At 63.7% G+C, this 18,894-nt stretch carries 19 protein-coding genes; 9 read left to right on the forward strand and 10 right to left on the reverse strand.

Going from position 1 to position 18,894, the window contains the following annotated elements; translation table 11 throughout:
* Window positions 1-2: 2 nt before the first annotated feature.
* Both ACFWYE_RS14170 and ACFWYE_RS14175 read right to left on the reverse strand, forming a co-directional pair.
* A complete protein-coding gene (locus ACFWYE_RS14170; RefSeq protein ID WP_379064405.1) occupies window positions 3-458 on the reverse strand; it encodes a carbon monoxide dehydrogenase subunit G in 456 nt (151 codons plus the stop codon).
* 33 nt (window positions 459-491) lie between these two features.
* Window positions 492-671 (reverse strand): hypothetical protein, encoded by a 180-nt coding sequence (locus ACFWYE_RS14175; protein WP_379064403.1) that lies wholly within the window; start codon window positions 669-671, stop codon window positions 492-494.
* On the opposite strand from ACFWYE_RS14175, the gene ACFWYE_RS14180 reads away from it, so the two are divergent.
* Window positions 670-2,475, forward strand: a complete 1,806-nt coding sequence (locus ACFWYE_RS14180; RefSeq protein ID WP_379112134.1) for an IlvD/Edd family dehydratase — start codon at window positions 670-672, stop codon at window positions 2,473-2,475. The genes ACFWYE_RS14175 and ACFWYE_RS14180 overlap by 2 nt on opposite strands.
* Window positions 2,476-2,513: 38 nt before the next feature.
* Here the strand turns inward: ACFWYE_RS14180 and ACFWYE_RS14185 are convergent, their stop codons facing one another.
* From ACFWYE_RS14185 to ACFWYE_RS14195, 3 genes are read right to left on the reverse strand one after another with little or no spacing between them, the layout of a single operon-like run.
* Complete coding sequence (locus tag ACFWYE_RS14185; RefSeq protein ID WP_379064400.1) at window positions 2,514-2,930, reverse strand: GFA family protein; 417 nt, start codon at window positions 2,928-2,930, stop codon at window positions 2,514-2,516.
* 27 nt (window positions 2,931-2,957) lie between these two features.
* Window positions 2,958-3,422, reverse strand: coding sequence for an SRPBCC family protein (locus ACFWYE_RS14190; RefSeq protein ID WP_379112136.1), 465 nt, complete (start codon window positions 3,420-3,422; stop codon window positions 2,958-2,960).
* 2 nt (window positions 3,423-3,424) lie between these two features.
* Complete coding sequence (locus ACFWYE_RS14195) at window positions 3,425-3,739, reverse strand: ArsR/SmtB family transcription factor (RefSeq protein ID WP_379112138.1); 315 nt, start codon at window positions 3,737-3,739, stop codon at window positions 3,425-3,427.
* A 174-nt stretch (window positions 3,740-3,913) separates the two neighbouring features.
* Between ACFWYE_RS14195 and ACFWYE_RS14200 the strand changes: the two genes are divergently transcribed.
* Window positions 3,914-4,717, forward strand: coding sequence for an alpha/beta fold hydrolase (locus ACFWYE_RS14200; RefSeq protein ID WP_379112140.1), 804 nt, complete (start codon window positions 3,914-3,916; stop codon window positions 4,715-4,717).
* Between the two features lie 66 nt (window positions 4,718-4,783).
* On the opposite strand, the gene ACFWYE_RS14205 is transcribed toward ACFWYE_RS14200, so the two are convergent.
* Window positions 4,784-6,640 (reverse strand): diguanylate cyclase, encoded by a 1,857-nt coding sequence (locus ACFWYE_RS14205; protein WP_379112142.1) that lies wholly within the window; start codon window positions 6,638-6,640, stop codon window positions 4,784-4,786.
* Between the two features lie 340 nt (window positions 6,641-6,980).
* On the opposite strand from ACFWYE_RS14205, the gene ACFWYE_RS14210 reads away from it, so the two are divergent.
* Window positions 6,981-8,450 carry an MATE family efflux transporter gene (locus ACFWYE_RS14210; RefSeq protein WP_379112144.1) on the forward strand — a complete coding sequence of 490 codons (1,470 nt, stop codon included), beginning with the start codon at window positions 6,981-6,983 and terminating at the stop codon, window positions 8,448-8,450.
* A gap of 3 nt (window positions 8,451-8,453) precedes the next feature.
* Here ACFWYE_RS14210 and ACFWYE_RS14215 read toward each other — a convergent pair whose 3' ends face one another.
* A complete protein-coding gene (locus tag ACFWYE_RS14215) occupies window positions 8,454-9,155 on the reverse strand; it encodes a TetR/AcrR family transcriptional regulator (RefSeq protein WP_379112146.1) in 702 nt (233 codons plus the stop codon).
* 182 nt (window positions 9,156-9,337) lie between these two features.
* Here ACFWYE_RS14215 and ACFWYE_RS14220 point away from each other — a divergent pair, with 182 nt between their 5' ends.
* Together ACFWYE_RS14220 and chrA are read left to right on the forward strand one after the other, a co-directional pair.
* Entirely contained in the window at window positions 9,338-9,820 is a 483-nt protein-coding gene (locus ACFWYE_RS14220; RefSeq protein WP_379112147.1) for a RidA family protein, read from the forward strand.
* A gap of 118 nt (window positions 9,821-9,938) precedes the next feature.
* Window positions 9,939-11,162 carry a chromate efflux transporter gene (gene chrA / locus ACFWYE_RS14225; RefSeq protein WP_379112149.1) on the forward strand — a complete coding sequence of 408 codons (1,224 nt, stop codon included), beginning with the start codon at window positions 9,939-9,941 and terminating at the stop codon, window positions 11,160-11,162.
* Here the strand turns inward: chrA and ACFWYE_RS14230 are convergent.
* Both ACFWYE_RS14230 and ACFWYE_RS14235 read right to left on the reverse strand, forming a co-directional pair.
* Window positions 11,159-11,752 carry a dimethylsulfonioproprionate lyase family protein gene (locus ACFWYE_RS14230; RefSeq protein ID WP_379064382.1) on the reverse strand — a complete coding sequence of 198 codons (594 nt, stop codon included), beginning with the start codon at window positions 11,750-11,752 and terminating at the stop codon, window positions 11,159-11,161. The two genes, chrA and ACFWYE_RS14230, sit on opposite strands and share 4 nt — an antisense overlap.
* Before the next feature lie 99 nt (window positions 11,753-11,851).
* Entirely contained in the window at window positions 11,852-12,757 is a 906-nt protein-coding gene (locus ACFWYE_RS14235; protein WP_379112150.1) for a LysR family transcriptional regulator, read from the reverse strand.
* Between the two features lie 99 nt (window positions 12,758-12,856).
* Between ACFWYE_RS14235 and ACFWYE_RS14240 the strand changes: the two genes are divergently transcribed.
* The 3 genes from ACFWYE_RS14240 to speB are packed head-to-tail and all read left to right on the forward strand — an operon-like array spanning window position 12,857 to window position 15,808.
* Window positions 12,857-14,380, forward strand: a complete 1,524-nt coding sequence (locus tag ACFWYE_RS14240; RefSeq protein ID WP_379112151.1) for a purine-cytosine permease family protein — start codon at window positions 12,857-12,859, stop codon at window positions 14,378-14,380.
* A 40-nt stretch (window positions 14,381-14,420) separates the two neighbouring features.
* Window positions 14,421-14,810, forward strand: a complete 390-nt coding sequence (locus ACFWYE_RS14245; RefSeq protein ID WP_379112152.1) for a nuclear transport factor 2 family protein — start codon at window positions 14,421-14,423, stop codon at window positions 14,808-14,810.
* A gap of 44 nt (window positions 14,811-14,854) precedes the next feature.
* Entirely contained in the window at window positions 14,855-15,808 is a 954-nt protein-coding gene (speB, locus tag ACFWYE_RS14250; protein ID WP_379112153.1) for an agmatinase, read from the forward strand.
* Window positions 15,809-15,864: 56 nt separating this feature from the next.
* Here speB and ACFWYE_RS14255 read toward each other — a convergent pair whose 3' ends face one another.
* Complete coding sequence (locus ACFWYE_RS14255) at window positions 15,865-17,454, reverse strand: trimethylamine methyltransferase family protein (protein WP_379112154.1); 1,590 nt, start codon at window positions 17,452-17,454, stop codon at window positions 15,865-15,867.
* Between the two features lie 251 nt (window positions 17,455-17,705).
* Here ACFWYE_RS14255 and ACFWYE_RS14260 point away from each other — a divergent pair, with 251 nt between their 5' ends.
* Entirely contained in the window at window positions 17,706-18,800 is a 1,095-nt protein-coding gene (locus ACFWYE_RS14260; protein WP_379112155.1) for a MerR family transcriptional regulator, read from the forward strand.
* Window positions 18,801-18,894 lie beyond the last annotated feature (94 nt).

An 18,894-nucleotide genomic window follows, 5' to 3' on the forward strand; every position in this document is an offset into this window, starting at 1 on the left:
GCTCAGCCGGCAGCCCCTACCTTCTTGCCGAAGGTGGAGAAGAATTCACCGGCGAGTTTCTTGGACGTCGAGGTGATCAGGCGGCTGCCCAGTTGCGCGATCTTGCCGCCGACATCGGCCTTGGCGGCATATTTCAGCAATGTCGCGCCGTCACCGTCGGCGGTCAGCGTCACATCCGCGCCGCCTTTGGCGAAACCGGCGATGCCGCCCTTGCCTTCGCCCTGGATGGTATAGGAGTGCGGCGGGTTGAGGTTCTTCAGCGTCACTTCGCCATTGAAGGTCGCCTTGATCGGTCCGATCTTCAGCACCACGGTCGCAGCCATGTCGGTGGGGGACTTCATTTCCAGGCTCTGGCAGCCGGGAATGCTTCCCTTCAGCACCGCCGGATCGTTGAGCGCGGCCCACACCTTCTCCACCGGGGCCGCGATGCGCTCTTCGCCTTCGATCACCAGAGCCATGAAATCCTCCCGCTGTGACGGCCTGAACGGCCCTCATTCCTTGTGGAGCATGGTCTTTTCGCAAAACCGGTGGCCACTTTTTGGGATCATGCTCTGGTCAAAGCCGTAACGCAGTGCATCAATGCTGTCCATCGCACCAAAGTCCGGGTCATGGCCTTGCCCGAACGCGCGCGATGACATATCCAATTGTCGGACAAATGCGGAGACAGCCATGGCAGGCGTGCCTAGCGATAAGAAGAAGTTCCGGTCGCAGGAATGGTTCGACAATCCCGACAATCCGGGCATGACCGCGCTCTATCTGGAGCGCTATCTGAACTATGGCCTCACCCGCGCCGAGCTGCAGTCGGGCAAGCCGCTGATCGGCATTGCCCAGACAGGCTCCGACCTTTCACCCTGCAACCGTCATCATCTCGAACTCGCCAAGCGCGTGCGCGAAGGCATCGTCGCCGCCGGTGGCATTCCCTTCGAATTCCCCTGCCATCCGATCCAGGAAACGGGCAAGCGCCCGACCGCCTCGCTCGATCGCAATCTCGCCTATCTGTCGCTGGTGGAAGTGCTCTACGGCTATCCGCTCGACGGCGTCGTGCTGACCATCGGCTGTGACAAGACCACGCCGGCCATGCTGATGGCGGCGGCCACCGTCAACATCCCGGCGATCGCGCTGTCTGTCGGGCCGATGCTGAACGGCTGGCACAAGGGCAAGCGCACCGGTTCCGGCACCATCGTTTGGGAATCGCGCCAGCGCCTGTCGGCGGGCGAAATCGACTATGACGAGTTCATGGAGATCGTGGCTTCGTCCGCGCCTTCGGTCGGCTACTGCAACACCATGGGCACGGCCACGACCATGAACAGCCTTGCCGAGGCGCTCGGCATGCAGCTGCCGGGCTCGGCCGCCATTCCGGCGCCCTATCGCGAACGCGGCCAGATCGCCTACGACACCGGCAAGCGCATCGTCGACATGGTCTATGAAGACCTGAAGCCGTCGGACATCATGACGCGCGAAGCTTTCGAGAACGCCATCGTCGTCAACTCGGCGATCGGCGGCTCGACCAACGCACCGATCCATCTGAACGCGATTGCCCGCCATCTCGGCGTCAGGCTGGACAATGACGACTGGCAGGCGATCGGCCACAAGGTCCCGCTGCTGGTAAACCTGCAGCCTGCCGGCGAATATCTGGGCGAGGACTATCATCATGCCGGCGGGGTGCCCGCGGTGATCGCCGAATTGATGAAGGCGGGCCTGCTGCCGCATGCTGGCACCATCACCGCCAATGGCAGGACCATGGGCGAGAATTGCGGCAAGGCCGAGAACCTCGACCCCAAGGTGATCCTGACGGTGGCCGATCCGCTGAAAAAGGAGGCCGGCTTCATCAATCTCAAAGGCAATCTGTTCGACAGCGCCATCATGAAGACCAGCGTGATCTCGAAGGAGTTCCGCGACCGCTATCTGTCGAACCCGGATGACCCCGAGGCCTTCGAAGGCAAGGTCGCGGTGTTCGACGGGCCTGAGGATTATCATGCCCGCATCGACGATCCCGCCGAGGCCATCGATGAACACACCATCCTGTTCATGCGTGGCGCCGGTCCGGTCGGTTATCCGGGTGGCGCTGAAGTGGTGAACATGCAGCCGCCGGCCTATCTCATCAAGAAGGGCATTCACTCGCTGCCCTGTATCGGCGATGGCCGCCAGTCCGGCACCTCCGGCACGCCGTCAATCCTCAACGCCTCGCCGGAGGCGGCGGTCGGTGGCGGTCTGGCGCTGCTGCGCAAGGGCGACCGCGTGCGAATCGATTTGCGCAAGGGCACCGCCGACATGCTGGTGCCAGAGGACGAACTGGCGCGTCGTCGTGCCGCGCTCGGCAGCAATGGCGGCTATCACTATCCCAGGCACCAGACGCCGTGGCAGGAAATCCAGCGCTCCATGGTCGACCAGTTCTCGGAAGGCATGGTGCTGAAGCCGGCCGTCAAGTACCAGGACGTTGCCCATACCCAGGGCGTGCCGCGCGATAACCATTGATCCGTGGGCGGCGCAATTCCGCGCCGCCTTCACCACTCCTATCCGTGCGGCATCCCGTCGAAGGCAGGCAGCGACGGGTCAAGCGTGTCCCATACATGGCCACGCGCAGCATAAGTGACCACCTGCGGCTTGAACTGGCCGGGGTCGTCCAGGCTGGCCGCAGAGACCGCGATGAAATTCGGCATGGCGATGGTTGATAGATACACCGGCGCGCCACAGGTCGGGCAGAAAGCGTAGATCTTTTCGTTGCCGCTGTCGCTTGGGACACGCCAGCTGCTCGTCTCCCCCGTCATGGTCATGTCGGCCCGGCTGGCAAAGGTCAGATAGGAGGCGTGTCCCGTGCCGCTTTGCTTCTGGCAGTCGCGGCACTGGCAGTGGTTCTCGAATATGGGCTCGCTTGTCGTCTCATAACGGACCGCGCCGCAGGCGCAGCCGCCGCGATAGATCTTGGTCATCGGAGTGCTTTCCTTGATGTCTCGGGTTCAGGCCGCTTTCGGCTTGCCGAAAATGTCGAGGCCGCGGCCGGTTTCCAGGAAGGATTTCAGACTGGAGAGAACGGCTGGCCAGCCCTGTGTCACGGTCGCCGCCGTATCGCTGCCAGCTTCCAGTTCGTCGTGGGTGACGGTCAGCCGGACCATGTCGCCATACTCCTCGATCGCGAAGGTCACCCGGCTATGGCTTGCCGTGTCGGCGGCGTGCTCTGGAGCGGCCCATGTGATGACGAGGCGGGTCGGCGGCGTGGATTCGACGACCTTGCCGACGACCTTGACGGTGCGCTGGTCATTGGCGCGGACATGTTCCCAGCTTGATCCGGGCCGCCAGTCGGAAACATTCTCATGGCCCCAGTAGCGTCGCGTGACCTCCGGTCTGGCGATGGCCTCGAACACCTTTTCCGGTGTTGATAGAATATATGTCACGTAGACGAAGCTGGTCGTCTCCTTGGTCATGGTCACTCTCCTTCGAGTTCCTGCTTCAGGTCATGCAGCAGATCGAGCCGCTGACGTTCGAATTTGCGTACCCACCGCTCGTAGACTTCGTGGAGCGGCACGGGATTGATGAAATGCAGCTTCTCCCGGCCACGCCTGACCGTGCTGACCAGATTGGCCTCTTCGAGGATGCCGAGGTGCTGCGTGGCCGATTGCCGGGCCATGTCGAGGTTCTCGCAAAGCTGGCCGAGCGTCTGCCCGTTCTTTTCGTAAAGAAGGTCGAGCAACCGCCTGCGGGTCGGGTCGCCCAGCGCCTTGAAAACCTTGTCAGCGTCCATCGGTCTCACTCGAGTATGGGGTCATATACGCAGGCAAATACCTGCATGTCAACGTCGTGCAGGTATTTGCCTGCCATTTGTCGTGTCGAGGATCGCGACGGAGATTTTTTGTTTCCGCATGTCGAGAAAGGTCGTGCCCGATCGTCTTCAAGCTGAGCGATGAAGGAGAGGCCGATGCATTTCACCGATGACGAGCTGCTGAATTTCGATGCGAATGGTGCCATGCCGCTTCCTGTGGCGACGACGGAAGGGTTCGTTGAAAACGACGGCGCGCGCCTCTGGCATGCCGTCTATGGTTCCGGTCCGGCCGTCATCCTGCTGCATGGCGGACTGGGCAATGCCGGCAACTGGGGGCACCAGGTGCCGGCCTTCGTCCAGGCGGGCAGGACGGTGGTCGTCATCGACAGCCGCGGCCATGGCCGCAGCACGCGTGACGCCGCGCCGTTCGGTTACGAGCGCATGGCGGGTGACGTGCTGGCTGTCATGGATCACCTTGGCCTGGAGAAAGCGGCGCTTGTCGGCTGGAGTGATGGCGCCTGTACGGCATTGATCCTTGCCGACAAACATCCGAAGCGGGTTGCAGGCGTCTTCTTCTTCGCTTGCAACATGGATCCCAGCGGCACGCTTGAGTTCAAGCCGACGCCGCTGATCGACCGCTGTTTCAGCCGTCATAAGCAGGACTACGCGGCGCTGTCGGCGACACCCGATGACTTTGATACTTTCGTGGCGGATGTCGGACGCATGATGGCGACCGAACCGAACTACAGCGCCGGTCAGCTCAGAGGCATCAGGGTGCCTGTTGTCGTCGTCATTGGTGAGCATGACGAATTCATCCGGCAGGACCATGCCGACTATCTGGCGCTCAGCATTCCCGGCGCCGAACTTGTCGTGCTTGCCGGCGTCAGTCATTTCGCGCCGCTGCAGCGCCCGGTCCAGTTCAACCGTGAGGTGCGCCGGTTTCTCGACAGGATCAGATAGGCTGCGACGGCTCCGGGCAGGTCGCCCGGTATTCATAGGTGCGTTTCCGTGAAAAATGGAAACGCTCTAGACGCGCCGCTTGTTCAGCTCGACAAGGTTCGCCTCGATGATGAGGCTGCGCAGGTTGCTGGCCACCACGCGGTTCCGCCCCTGGCGTTTGGCCTGGTAGAGGGCCGCATCGGCGGCCTCGAACAGCGAGCCGTCATCATCGGCGAAAGCGGGGCGGACGGTCGCGCAGCCGACGCTCACCGACACGATGCCATATTCGCTGGCATCATGGCGTATATTGAGGTCGCGCACCGCCGCGCAGATATCCTCGCCGACCTTCAGGGCGCCGGGCGTGTCGGTTCCCGGCAACAGCACGACGAATTCCTCGCCGCCGTAGCGTGCACAGAAGTCGTCCGGCCGTTTCAGCACCTTGCGGATGGCGGCACCCACCTCTCGCAGGCACTTGTCGCCCTTTGCATGGCCATAGACGTCGTTGTAGGCCTTGAAGAAATCGATATCGATGACGTGGAGCGTGAGAAAGTCGCTGTGCCGTGCGGCCAGACGCCATTTCAGGCGGCTTTGCTCGTTGAGCTGGCGGCGGTTGGGCAGCCCGGTCAGAACGTCGACGGTTGCCATCTTTTCCAGTTGCTGTTCGCGCAGCACGCGGGCCGTCACGTCCCGCGTCGAGCCGACGACGTAGCGCGGCCCGTCCTTGGCGGTAGCGGTCGACAGGCGTGCGCGGTTTTCGAACCACAGTTCTGTTCCGCCGGCATCGAAGGCCCTGAACAGATAGTCGACATCCTCTTCGCCGGCGCGCACCCGTTGCAACGCGGCGTCTATGGTGCCCAGATCTTCCGGATGTATGTGGTCGCGCCAGTCGAAATCGTCGAGCGCGCCCTCGGCAAAACCCAGTACCCGTGCGGCGATCGGCGAGATGAAGACGATGCGCCCTTCGAGATCGCAGACGAAGGCCATGTCGCCAGATTGGCGGGCGACCATTTCGTAGATGTCGCGATCGGCCTGGGCCATGCGCTGCAGCTGTTCGCGCTCGTGCAGCAGCGCGGCGATCATGACGACGACGATGAAGGTGAGCACCAGGAACACGCGGCAAAGCAGCAGCGCATGATGGACATCGGCTGCGCCCTGGCTGGCGCGCGCCACGTGCAAATTGTCTATGGCGTAGAATGGACCTTGTCCCGCTCCGGTCAGGAGCACCGCTATCGGAACCAGCAGCGCCATGGCGACGGAAAGCCCGATGAATCCGACACGGAACAGGATGATGATCAGCGGCGGCAGGATCAGGAACAGCGGCAGCACGGATTCCTGCGTGAAGATCAGTGCGGCGAACACGCCGAATCCGGCGATCAGGGCGATAGCTTCCGGCAGTTTGCCGCTGCGGTAGAGATCGCGCCATTGCTTTGGGCGGGCGCGCAGCACTGGCGGCGTCAGCACCAGATAGGCCAGCGCGACGTTGGAATAGACATTGAACCAGTATTGCGCCGAACTGTATCCCGCCGGCGGGATGCGCACGGCGGCAAAAACGGTGGCGCAGAAGAGCGGTAGTGCCACCACGGTGACGAAACCGGCCGTTGCCCAGGCTCCGAGCTGGTCGGAACGGCCCTCGACCCAGTCCCGGTCGCGCGAAAGGATGGCAGCACCCACCGTGGCGGCGAGGATCGACGTCGCGGTGCTGACCAATGCAAACAGGCTGGTCAGTTCCGAGGCCGAGCCGATCGCCAGCGCCCGCACGATCAGCAGCATCGGAAACGCGGTGATCAGGTAGGCCGGCCATTGCCGTCGGGGCGTCAGAAGCAGGATTGCCAGCAGCAGGGCATAGGTGAGCTGCAGGGCGACCATGCCTTCGATGCGGAACAGCGAATTCGACAGGTAGTTGGCGAGGCCCAGCAAGGCGGTCCAGAACAGGAACCGTGCCATGGTTCCCGCTTTCCGACCGGAGCCAAGTATTTGTATTTGTTGCATTAGCCGCGCGTGATCGAATGCACCCCCTGCCCAGCTTCTATGTAGCCCGCCGTCTTTAAGAATGGGATGCCGTGCGAGGCCGCATTTTAATCAAATTCAATGAATGGCCGATCGACTTCTTGAGCATCTGCAGGTCTGGGCTTTGGCCCGACATCAGTCGTCCGGTCGGGAATCAGATTAATTTTACCCGGGTAATATTGACGTTGCCCGGAAGCTGGTGCATAGGCCTGCTGTTTCAACAGCGGCAGTATTTTCGCTACAGTCCCCGGGACGGCGGAATCAGGAACGATTGGCCATGAATGACAAGACAGCACCTCGCCGTCCGCGTGACCTCACCAGCGGCCCGATCGCCTCGACACTGCTGATGTTCGCGCTGCCGGTGCTCGGCTCCAATGTGCTGCAATCGCTCAACGGCTCGATCAACTCGGTCTGGGTCGGCCGCTTCCTTGGCGAAACCGCGCTGGCAGCGACCTCCAACGCCAATCTTGTGCTTTTCCTTCTGCTCGGCACCATGTTCGGCATCGGCATGGCGGCCACCATCCTGGTGGCGCAGTCCGTCGGCGCCCGCGACATGGCGGAGGCGCGGCGCATCGTCGGCACCAGCGCGACATTCTTCTTCCTGGTCTCGCTGGTCTTTGCGCTCGGCGGCTGGCTGTGGGTGGACCAGATACTCGGGCTGCTCGGCACGCCCGCCGATGTGATGCCGCTGGCACGCGCCTATCTGGTCATCATCTTTGCGGCGGTACCGGCAGCCAACCTGCTTTCCTTTGTCATGACCATCCTGCGTGGCGCCGGCGATTCCCGCACGCCGTTCTATTTCATGGCGCTCGCCGTGCTGCTCGACATCGTGCTCAATCCGCTGCTCATCATCGGCTATGGCCCGATCCCGGGTTTCGGCATCGCCGGTTCCGCGCTCGCCACGCTGATCGGCCAGACGGTGAGCGTGGCCGCGATCCTGATTCTGCTCTACCGGCGCAAGCATCCGCTGCGGCTGGCGGGGGCCGATCTCGCCTTGCTGAAGCCCGATCCCAGGCTGCTGCGCATCGTTGTCACCAAGGGCATCCCGATGGGGCTGCAGATGATCGTCATCTCGATGGCGGCGCTGGTGCTGATGGGCATGGTCAATGGTTACGGCTCGCAGGTGGCCGCCGCCTACGGAATTGCCGCGCAGCTCTGGACTTATGTCCAGATGCCGGCTCTGGCGATCGGCGCCGCCGTGTCGTCGATGGCGGCGCAGAATGTCGGCGCCCGCCGCTGGGATCGTATCGGGCGCATCGCCGCCGCCGGTGTCGGCTTCAACCTGCTGCTCACCGGCACGCTGGTGCTGGTGCTTTATGTCTTCGACCGTTCCCTGCTCGGCCTGTTCCTGGCCGCCGACGGTGCCGCGGTCGACATCGCCCAGCACATCAACAATGTCGCCTCCTGGTCGTTCATCCTGTTCGGCGTCACCATCGTGCTGTTCGCCACTGTTCGTGCCACCGGCGCGGTGATGCCGCCGCTGATCATTCTCGTCATCTCGGTGCTGTTCATCCGTACCGGCTTTGCCTATGCGCTGCGTGACACGTTCGGGCAGGAAGCCTTGTGGTGGAGTTTCCCGGCTGGCTCGATCGCTTCGCTGGCATTGGCGGCTGCTTACTACCGTTTCGGCAGATGGCGGACCATGCACATGATCGAAGAGGAGCGCCCTGCTGCCGGCGAGCCGCCGGACACCGGCCTCGGCGTGCCACGTGGACGCGCCGGCCTGGCGCCGCAAGGAGAGAGCTGAGGCCTATCGCTTCGCGACAGCGTTTTTCGGGACGAAACCATCGAGCAGGAAGTCGAGGCCGTTCCTGAACACCCCGTCCCAGTCATTGTCCAGCAACAGCCGCGAGCGTTCGATCGTCGGATAATGTTCGTTGAGACCCGCGAGGCGCTGCTGCGCGGCAGCCAGGTCGTCTTCCGAGCGGTCGAAGCTTGCCCGGGTGATGGTGGCACCCATCACGTAGTTCCATAGCGACCAGACCGCGACATTCAGGTCGGCGTCCGCGACGCCGGCTCCCGACAGCGTCCTGCTCATCAGTTCCAGGCGGCCGAGGATGTTCGGGCCGAGCGTACGGCTCGGCAGCAGCGATGCCGACCAGGGGTGGCGCAGCATGCTGGCGCGCCAGTCTTCGAGCAGATGCACGATGTCCTTGCGCCAGTCATGCGCTTCTGCGTGTTGCGGCGGCTCGCGATATGCGAGCATGGCATCGAGCGCCAGATCGAACACCTTTTCCTTGTTGTCGACGTGCCAGTAGAGGCTCATCACACCCGAGCCGAGGCGATCGGCCAGTCCGCGCATCGTCAATCCGGCAGCGCCCCTGTCGTCCAGCAATTCGATCGCCGTCGCCACGATGCGCTCCAGCGAAAGGGGCGGTTCGCCGCGCGGTGCAGGTTCCGGTTTTCTCCGTTGCGGCCGCTTGTTCTGGGCGCCGCTGCGTCTGGCTGCCATGCGTCGTTTTTTCCTTGCCGGTCTGGCCGCGAGTTTGGCAGGCGGCGTCAGCATTGTCGATGTCGGGCGCTTGACTCGTACATTGTACCAGACAATGAATCGTATATCGTACGAGTCGATTGTCGGCCAGCATCGATCGCGCTGCCCGCAACGTCCGTCGCTCACAACCCGCGGAGCCAATCATGTCACGCGTTATCAACCATCTGCTTATCGGAGGCCTTTTCATCATGACCACGGCAGTTTCCACTGCGGCGACGGCGAATGATCTCAAATTGACCATCGTCAATCCGAAATCCCTCTACGATCCCTCGCCGAACGGCTACAGCACGGCGGTCATCACGCCTGCCGGAGCCCGGGTGGCTTATATTTCAGGGCAGGGCGGCCAGGACGCCACGGGTGGCCTCTCGCCCGATTTCGCCGTTCAGGTCCGGCAGGCTTATGCCAATCTGAAGGCGGCCCTGGACGGGATAGGCGCCCGGCCGGATCAGGTCGCCAAGCTCACGATCTTCGTTGTCGATCACGACATGTCCAAGCTCGGTGTGCTCACCCGGAACGTCAAGGAAATGTTCGGCGAGAGGCTGCCGGCGCAGACGCTGGTGCCGGTCCCCAAGCTTGCGATCGACCCGATGCTGTTCGAAGTCGAGGCCATTGTTGTGCTGGAATGATGGAGCGTTGGGACAGCGTTCCCTTCGCCCCTTGAGGGAGAGAGCTTGGCGACGCTCCCCGCCCTTGCTCCTTCACCGCAAGCCGCTAGGATCGCCGCCGCACACGGGGGCGAGGCGCATGGTGGCGGCGGAAAATGATGAGGCGTCCGGATCGCGCGTCGCCGAGGTGTTCCGCGCCTTTCTGCACCTTGGCCTGACCTCCTTCGGCGGGCCAATCGCCCATCTCGGCTATTTCCGCGACGCCTTCGTGGTGCGTCGCAAATGGATCGACGAAGCCGGCTATGCCGATCTCGTTGCGCTTTGCCAGTTCCTGCCGGGGCCAGCTTCCAGCCAGGTCGGCTTTTCGCTCGGCGTGCTGCGCGGTGGCGGGCTCGCCGGCGGGCTTGCGGCCTGGATTGGTTTCACGCTGCCTTCGGCGGCACTGCTGATCGCCTTTGCCTATGGTGCCGCAGCCCTCGACAACCCTGTCGGCGAAGGCATCCTGCACGGGCTGAAGCTGGTGGCGGTGGCCGTGGTCGCTCAGGCGCTGTGGGGCATGGCGCGCACCCTGACGCCTGATCGCCAGCGTATTGCCATCGCGCTCGCCGCGCTCATCTTTGCCAGCATCGTCGGCGGCTGGCTTGGACAGGTGGGTGCCATTGCCGCCGGCGCGGTCGCCGGACTTTTTCTCTGTCGAGGCGAAGCCAGTCCGGCGTCGGCGCATCCGGTTTTCCCGGTCAGCCGCCGGGCCGGCATTGTGGCGCTTGTCCTGTTCGCGGTTCTGCTGGTCGCCCCACCTGTACTCCTTGCCTGGACCGGCAGCCATGTGCTGGCTTTCTTCGACGCCTTCTACCGTTCGGGCGCGCTGGTATTCGGTGGCGGACACGTCGTCTTGCCGCTGCTGGAAAACGCGGTCGCCGCGCCCGGCTGGGTACCGCTGCAGGATTTCCTTGCCGGTTACGGTGCGGCGCAGGCCGTGCCCGGCCCGCTTTTCACCTTTGCCGCCTATCTTGGCGCCGTTTCTGGCGTCGTGCCCAACGGCCTGCTTGGCGCATCGCTGGCGCTGATCGCGATCTTCCTGCCGGGCCTTCTGCTCGTTTATGGCGCGCTGCCGTTCTGGGATCATCTGCGCGCCCTGCCCAGGGCGCAGGCTGCCATGCGCGGCACCAACGCCGCCGTGGTCGGCATCCTGGCCGCGGCCTTCTACGATCCGGTGCTGACCAGTGCCATCGTCCAGCCAACGGATGCCGTGTTCGGTCTCGGCGGCTTCCTGCTGCTGGTCTTTGCCAGGATGCCGCCCTGGATGGTGGTGATCTTGCTGGCCGCGGCGGGAGCGGCGATGCAAGTTCTATTTGCCGGCTAAGGCAAGGGCAGGCACCAGATCGCAAACAGCGGCTGGTCGCCCGAGCGCATGGCGTGGACGATGTTGGCGGGGTTGTGGATGAGGCCGCCGATGCCTGGCTCCACCCATGGATCGTCATCCTGCCGCCAGTGCCCCCTGGACAGGGCGATATAGACTTCCTCCGGCGGATGGCGGTGGTTTGGATAGTCCGTGTTCGGGCTCAGGATGGAGGCGCCGATCTCGACCCTTGCGCTGGAGATGGCGCCGCCGTCGCCAACGATCGTCGCCTCGGCGTAGTTTTCGGCAAGCGTGTCGGAGATGCGTCGCTCGGCGCGGCTGCTCCAGGCCAGCAGCGGTTCGATTGCCTGGAACGAGGCGGCCAGCTTGCGAAGTCCGGCATTCTCGAGATTGCGATAGCTCGCCTCGAGGTGGATGCAGGCCGGCCGTCGGGCCGGCTCGGTCGTCCCGGTCTCGAAATCGCTGCGAGGAATGCTGTCTGCAACGCGTCGCCAACCAAGCGCCAGAGGTGTGTCGCCGGTCGCTTTCGGTGCGATCGCTGCTGCGAGATCGTTGAGGAAGGTGGCCAGGTTCTCCTGGTGTGATGTTGCCATGGTGCTGCTCCGGCGTTACCGCCACACTGTTCCATGACTGCCTGGGCGGAGGCAACGGTGCGCAGGATATCTCGGAGCACGCGGCGTCGCTCAGCTCCGTCACGCCTGCAGTAGCGCCTGCGACGACAGATCCTCGATGAAGGCGCTCACCACCGGATCGGCCTTGTAATCGCGACGCAGCGCAAGGTGGAAATCGACGCCGTAGGACAGCGTATCGGGATTGAGCGGTGCGAGGTCTCCCGCCGTGCAATAGGGTTCGGCGAAATGATCCGGCAGGTAGCCGAGATGTTCGCCGGACAGGATGAGGATGAGATTGGCTTCCATGTTGTCGGCCGATGCGGTCATGCGTGAATTCGGCGGCAACTGCGGCGCCGTGGGCACCGGATAACGCCGCGACGCCCAGCTTTGACCGGACAGCTGCTCCATGGTGCAGGTGCCGCTGTTCGCAAACAACGCATGGCCGCGCCCGCAATAGGCGACCTGGCGTTCGGAAAACAGGTGCCGGTATTCCAGCACCGGCACGCGGCGCCAGAAGTAGCCGATCGCCGCATGCAGCTGGCCGTTTTCCAGCAGGTCTTCGATGAGGTCCGGCGAGTTGATCGTCACATTGATCTGGACAGCCTCGTCGCGCCTGCGGAACCGCGAGATCGCCCGGCTGAGCAGGGCGTTCTGCGCCGCCGGCGCGTTGCCGATCAGGCCGAGATTGAGGATGCCCACCAGTTCGCGGTCGATGTTGCGTGCCTCGATGTTCAGCTCGCCGAGCAGGTTGAGATAACGCCGGGCCACATGCAGGAAGCGCTCTCCCTTCGGCGTCAGCCGGAAGCCCTTGCGACCGCGCTCGCACAGCCGGTAGCCGAGCCGCATCTCGAGGTCGGCGATATGGCTGCTGATCGTCGGCTGGCGCATGTTGAGTGCATGCTGCGCCGCCGAAAGCCCGCCGGCATTGACCACCGCGAAGAAGATGCGGGTCAGCCTCAGGTCCAGGTCGGTGGAGATTCCGGTCATTACATAGGCTCCTGTCTATGAATGCATACCGAAATCAGGATTGAAAACCAATGCAAGCTGCCTCCCAAATGGCGACGAGGAGAATAGAGGGGGGAGACTATGAATACGGCTTACGAGGCGGCTGCGCCGCTGGCCGCGGCACCTGCCGCCATGAAGATCGAAACCCACGGCATCGATATCATTCCCGACCATGAGCGGCACGCCACGGTGTTCGACTTCATGCGCATCGAATGGGGCGGCGCGAACTCGCTGGCGACGGCGGTGCTCGGCTCGTTTCCGATCATCTTCGGCCTTTCCTTCTGGCAAGGCGTCGCCGCCTGCATCACCGGCGTGGTCATCGGCGGCCTGATCCTGGCGCCGATGGCGATCTTCGGCGCCATGAACGGCACCAACAATGCCGTTTCCTCCAGCGCCCATTTCGGCGTCGTCGGGCGCATCGTCGGCTCGTTCCTCGCCTTGCTCACCGCGATCTGTTTCTTCGCGATCAGCGTCTGGTCCAGCGGCGACGCGCTTGTGGGAACCTTGCACCGGCTTTTCGGCGCGGTCGAAAGCGAATGGCTCTACGGTCTGGCCTATGGCCTGTTCGCGGGGGCGATCCTGCTGGTCTGCATCTATGGCTTCCAGCTGATGCTGGTGGTGAACCGGATCGCGGTCGTGGTGGTGACCGGCCTGATGATCATCGGGCTGATCGCCTTCTGGCCGCAGTTCGACCAGAGCTTCGCCGGCGCCGGGCTCGCCGTTGGCGGCGAGGGCTTCTGGCCGGCCTTCATCGGTTCGACGCTGATCGTCCTGTCGAACCCGATCTCGTTCGGCGCCTTTCTCGGCGACTGGACCCGTTACGTTCCGCGCCAGACCAGCAAGTTCAAGCTGACGGGCGCGGCCTTCCTGGCGCAGGTCCTGACCTTGCTGCCTTTCCTGTTCGGCCTGATCACCGCGACGGTGGTTGCCGCCGCCGCTCCCGACTACATCACCAACGCGAATTATACCGGCGGGCTCATCGCCGTGGCTCCGGCATGGTTCCTGCTGCCGCTGCTCTGCCTTGCCCTGGTCAGCGGCATGTCGACCGGCACCACCTCGCTCTACGGCACGGGCCTCGATTTCTCGAGCGTTTTCCCGGCGCTCAGCCGGGTGCAGGCAACCTTGCTGATAGGCATCATTTCGATCGTGCTGATCTTTGTCGGCCGCTTCAGCTTCAGCCTGATTTCCTCCATCACCACGTTGGTGACGCTGATCATCGTCATGACCACGCCGTGGATGTCGGTGATGATCGTCGGTGCCTTCCTGCGGCGCGGCTATTATCTTCCCGAGCACATGCAGGTGTTCAACCAGGGCAAGACCGGTGGCGCCTACTGGTTCCGCAACGGCTGGAATATCGCCGGCATCACCGCCTGGATCCCGACCGCGCTGCTGGCGCTGGCGACGGTCAACATTCCCGGCCAGTTCGTCGGCTGGCTCGGCAACCTGTTCGGCGGTGTCGATGTCTCGCTGATCGTGGCACTGGTGCTGCCGGCGATCATCTATCCGGCGCTGCTGTTCGTTTTCCCGGAGCCGCGCGCCGTCTACGGCCCCAAAGGCCCGCGCCTCGTTCCCGTGTCGGACGAAGCAATCGCGCCGATCACTTGAGCGACAATCACAGGCGAACCGGAGAATGAAGGAATTGTCGATGGATCAGGATGCGGTTGCTGCCGCGGCGGACCGTCTGGTGGCCGCGTTCGGGCGGCATGACACCGAAGCTTATTTCGCGGCCTTCGCGCCGGACGCCACCTTCATCTTCCACAATCATCCGGTGGTGCTCGCCAGCCGCGGGGATTATCGCCTCTTGTGGAAGGACTGGGAGACTTCGCTCGGCTTCAAGGTTCTCGACTGCAAATCGTCCGGACGCGACATCAAGGTTTTCGGCGACATGGCGATCTTCACGCACCAGGTCGAAACCCGGGCGATGTTTGAAGGGCAAGCCGTCACCAGCCATGAGCGGGAAACCATCGTTTTCAGGAAGGACGGCGGCCAATGGCTCGCCGTCCATGAACATCTCTCGACATTGCCGGTCGCCTGAGGTTTTTCTCCCACCCACTCCCAACAGCACAAGCAGGCCTCATCGTGACCAGACCCTTCAATCAGCCGCTTGGCGGCAACGATATGCCGCGGTTCGGCGGCCCGGCGACGATGATGCGCCTGCCGACGCAGCAGGATGCGGCGGGTCTGGATGCCTGCTTCGTCGGCGTGCCGCTCGACGTCGGCACGTCGAACCGTGCCGGCACCCGCTTCGGACCCCGGCAGATCCGGGCCGAATCCTGCATGGTCAGGCCCTACAACATGGCGACGCGCGCCGCGCCCTTCGACAGCCTGATGGTGGCCGACATCGGCGACGTGCCGATCGACACCTTCAACCTGCCGGCCTGCATGGACATCATCACCCGCCACTATGCCGGGATCATGGAAGCTGGCTGCATTCCGCTGACGCTGGGCGGTGACCACACGCTGACCTATCCGATCCTGCGCGCGATCGCCGAGAAGCACGGCCCGGTTGGGCTGATCCATGTCGACGCGCACGCCGACATCAACGACCACATGTTCGGCGAGGCGATCGCGCATGGGACGCCGTTCCGCCGTTCGGTCGAAGCGGGCGTGCTCGACACGCGCCGCTGCGTCCAGATCGGCCTGCGCGGCACCGGCTATGCGGCTGACGACTTCGACTGGCCGCGCCAGCAGGGCTTCCGTGTCGTCCAGGCCGAGGAGTGCTGGCACAAGTCGCTGTCGCCGCTGATGCAGGAGGTGCGGCAGCAGATCGGCGACGGCCCGGTCTACATCTCCTTCGACATCGACAGCCTCGATCCCGCCTATGCGCCGGGCACCGGAACGCCGGAGATCGGCGGGCTGACCACCATCCAGGCACTTGAGATCATCCGCGGCTGCGCCGGGCTCAACATCGTCGGCTGCGACCTCGTCGAGGTCAGCCCGCCCTACGACACGTCAGGCAACACCGCGCTCGTCGCGGCCAATCTGCTGTTCGAAATGCTTTGTGTCCTGCCGGGTGTCCTGACGCGGGTGTAGTGACTAAGCGACACGGCGCCCCTTCTCCCCTTGTGGGAGAAGGAAACGGCCGCGTCTCAGCCGCCCATGCCGGAACGGGGCAGGTGGATGATGCCGTCGAAGCGTTGCCGCAGCCGATCATCGATGGCGCGCGGCACGTGATGCGGGAAGCGCTCGGCAAGGATGCGTTTCTTTTCGGCGATGGCGCGCTGCAGGATGTCGGGCTTGCCCTTTTCGTTCCATTCCTTGGGCGAGAAGCGGTCGCCGATGGCCGGGTAGAAGTATTCCGTCTGCATCAGCTTCAGCGTCTGGTCATTGCCGAGATAATGACCGGGGCCGTTGAGGCAGACTTCGGTGATGGTGTCGATCGACAGCGCTTCGTCGCTGACTTCGATGCCGCGCACGCAGCGCAGGCACTGGCCGATCATGTCGTTGTCGATGATCAGGCTTTCCAGGCAGAAGCCGAGCAGGGAAGCATGCATGCCCGCGGATTCATAGACGAGGTTGAGGCCCGACAGGCCTGCCATCACGTCGGTGATGCCCTTTTCGAAGCCGGACTGGATGTCGGGCAGTTTGGAATCGGCCATGCCGGCGGCCGAGCCGCCCGGCAGGTCGTAGAACTGCGCCATCTGCGCGCAGGCCGCCGTCAGCAGCGCCTGCTCGGCGGAGCCGCCGGACATCGCGCCGGTGCGCAGGTCCGAGACGAAGGGCCAGGTGCCGAAAATCGCCGGGTGGCCAGGCTTGAGCGCATTGACATAGACCAGCCCGGCCAGCACTTCGGCCACCGCCTGCACCACTGCGCCGGCGATCGCCGCCGGTGCGGTCGCGCCGGCCTGGCCGGCGGAAAGCAGCAGGATCGGGATGCCGCCCTCGACACAGGCCTCCAGCACGCCGCAGGCATCCTCGGCGAACTTCATCGGCGGCACGACGAAACAGTTGGAGTTGGAAACGAAGGGCCGGGCGCGGAAGTTCTCCTCGCCGCCGGCGATGGCGTAGAGCATTTCCAGCGCCGGCTTCACGTTCTCGCGCACCGTGAACGAGGTGCCGACATGTTTGGAGGTTCCCATCACGCAGGCGTAGAGCGTGTTGAAATCCATCTCGAGTGGATCGGGGATGTCGCGCGGCACCATCGGCCGCTGGAAGAAGTGGATGTTGTCCAGTCCATCGACGATGCGGGCGGCATCGTAGATGTCCTGCAGCAGGCTCTCGCGGTATTCGCGCTTCTCGACATCGACCAGGTGCACGGCGGCGCCCGCCGTGCCGTAATGCACGCGCTTGCCCTGGATCAGCATGTCGTGCTTCGGGTCCTGGCCATGCAGCGTGAAGTTACGCGCCGCATTGCGGATGGTGTCGAGCACCAGCGCTCGCGGAAAGCGGATGCGGCCATCCTCGCTGTAGCTGGCCCCGACCCTGGTCAGCGCTTCGATGCATGAGGGAATGGCATTGGCGAAGCCGACCGTTTCCAGCAGCGTCAGCACTGCCTCATGGATGCGCTCCAGGTCGTTCTGGGCCAATGGACCGTAACGCCCACCCTCCAGTCCGGCTCTCACTGGCCTAATGTCGTCAGCCAGCGGTGCCGCGCGTATGGCCCGTCGCGCTTCGCGCCCGCCGGATCGTCGAGACCCGCCATTGCCTTGCAAATCCTGCTTTTCCGCCGTCATAGACATGGAAAACCTCCGCTTTTTGTCCCGAAGCCTTGCATGTGGTGGTTGGTCCACCATCAGCGAGCTTCTTCCCCTTGTTCGGGGAACTATGCCAATCGCATTGGCACAGCATATGAGCCAAACCTGCCCGGCCAGTGGACCAGTCATGGAGGCGCGCCAGCCGGCTTTTGCCCTGTCATAATCTGTCGCCGTCTCCAAAATAAGGCTTGAGCCGGACCTATGGTCATAGCTTACAGCGGTCTTCAGGAGCTTTCATGGACAAGCCGGCAAGAGACATCGCCGAGACCGAATGGCTGACTGCCGCCGAATGCGCTGGCCGCATCGGGCTGACGGTACGGGCGCTAAGGCTGTACGAACGTTATGGCCTCATTGCACCGCGCCGCACCGACAAGGACTGGCGGCTTTACGGGGCCGCCGATGTTGCCCGCCTCACCGAGGTTCTGGCGCTGAAGCGGCTGGGTCTCAGCCTGTCGGCCATCGCCGGCCTGCTGGCGGGAAAGGCAACCGACCTGGAGCGCCTGTTCGTCATGCAGCAGGCAGTGCTGCGTGAGACGCGTGAGCGGGTCGAGCAGGGCCTTGCCATCGTCGAGGCGCTGCGAGCCAAGCTTGCCGGAGGCGAGCGTGTTTCCATCGACGATCTCGTCAGACTGGCAAAGGAGACCCAGATGACCGACACCTCATCGGAGGCCATCGCCTGGCGCAGCTACGAGCAGGCAAGGCCGCGCACCGCGGTCGAGATCGACCCTGCTCTCTATACCGACTATGCCGGCCACTATCAGTTGCAAGACGGGCCGGATCTGGCCGTAGTCCATCGCGACGGGCATCTCTTCATCCAGGTGACCGGCCAGCCCGAGGTGGAAGCCTTTCCCGAGAGCGGCGACGCCTTCTTCCTCAAGCTGGTCCCGGCCCAGATCACCTTCCTGCGCTCTGAGACGGGGACGGTCGACCGGCTGGTGCTGCACCAGGGCGGACTGGATCTTCCCGCGCAACGCATCGACGAGAGCGTCAGCCATGTGATCAGGGCGGCGCTGGACAGGCGTATCCGCGACAGGATTCCGCTGCCGGGCAGTGAAGCGCTGCTGCGTGCCACCATCAGCGATCATATGCGTGGGGAGCCCGATTACGAGCGGATGAGCCCGGCATTGGCGGCAGCGGCGCGCGTGCAGAAGGACGTGATCGCCAAGGACCTGGCGCGTCTCGGTGCCTTGCTCGGCGTGACATTCCGCGGTGTCAGCCAGGAGGGCTGGGACGTCTATGACGTGCAGTTCGAACATGGTCAGGTGGAATGGAGCTTCGCCCTGACGCCCGCGGGCAAGTTCGGCGGCATGCTCCTGCGACCGAGGCCCTAGAGCATTTTGTAGCCAAGTGGAATCACTTGGCGTAGCAAAAATGCGACGAAAACAAAAACTTAGAGCGTTTCCGCGTTTCCGTGAAAAACGGAAA

The sequence above is a fragment of the Mesorhizobium sp. NPDC059025 genome (genome assembly GCF_042739655.1).
GTDB lineage: Bacteria > Pseudomonadota > Alphaproteobacteria > Rhizobiales > Rhizobiaceae > Mesorhizobium.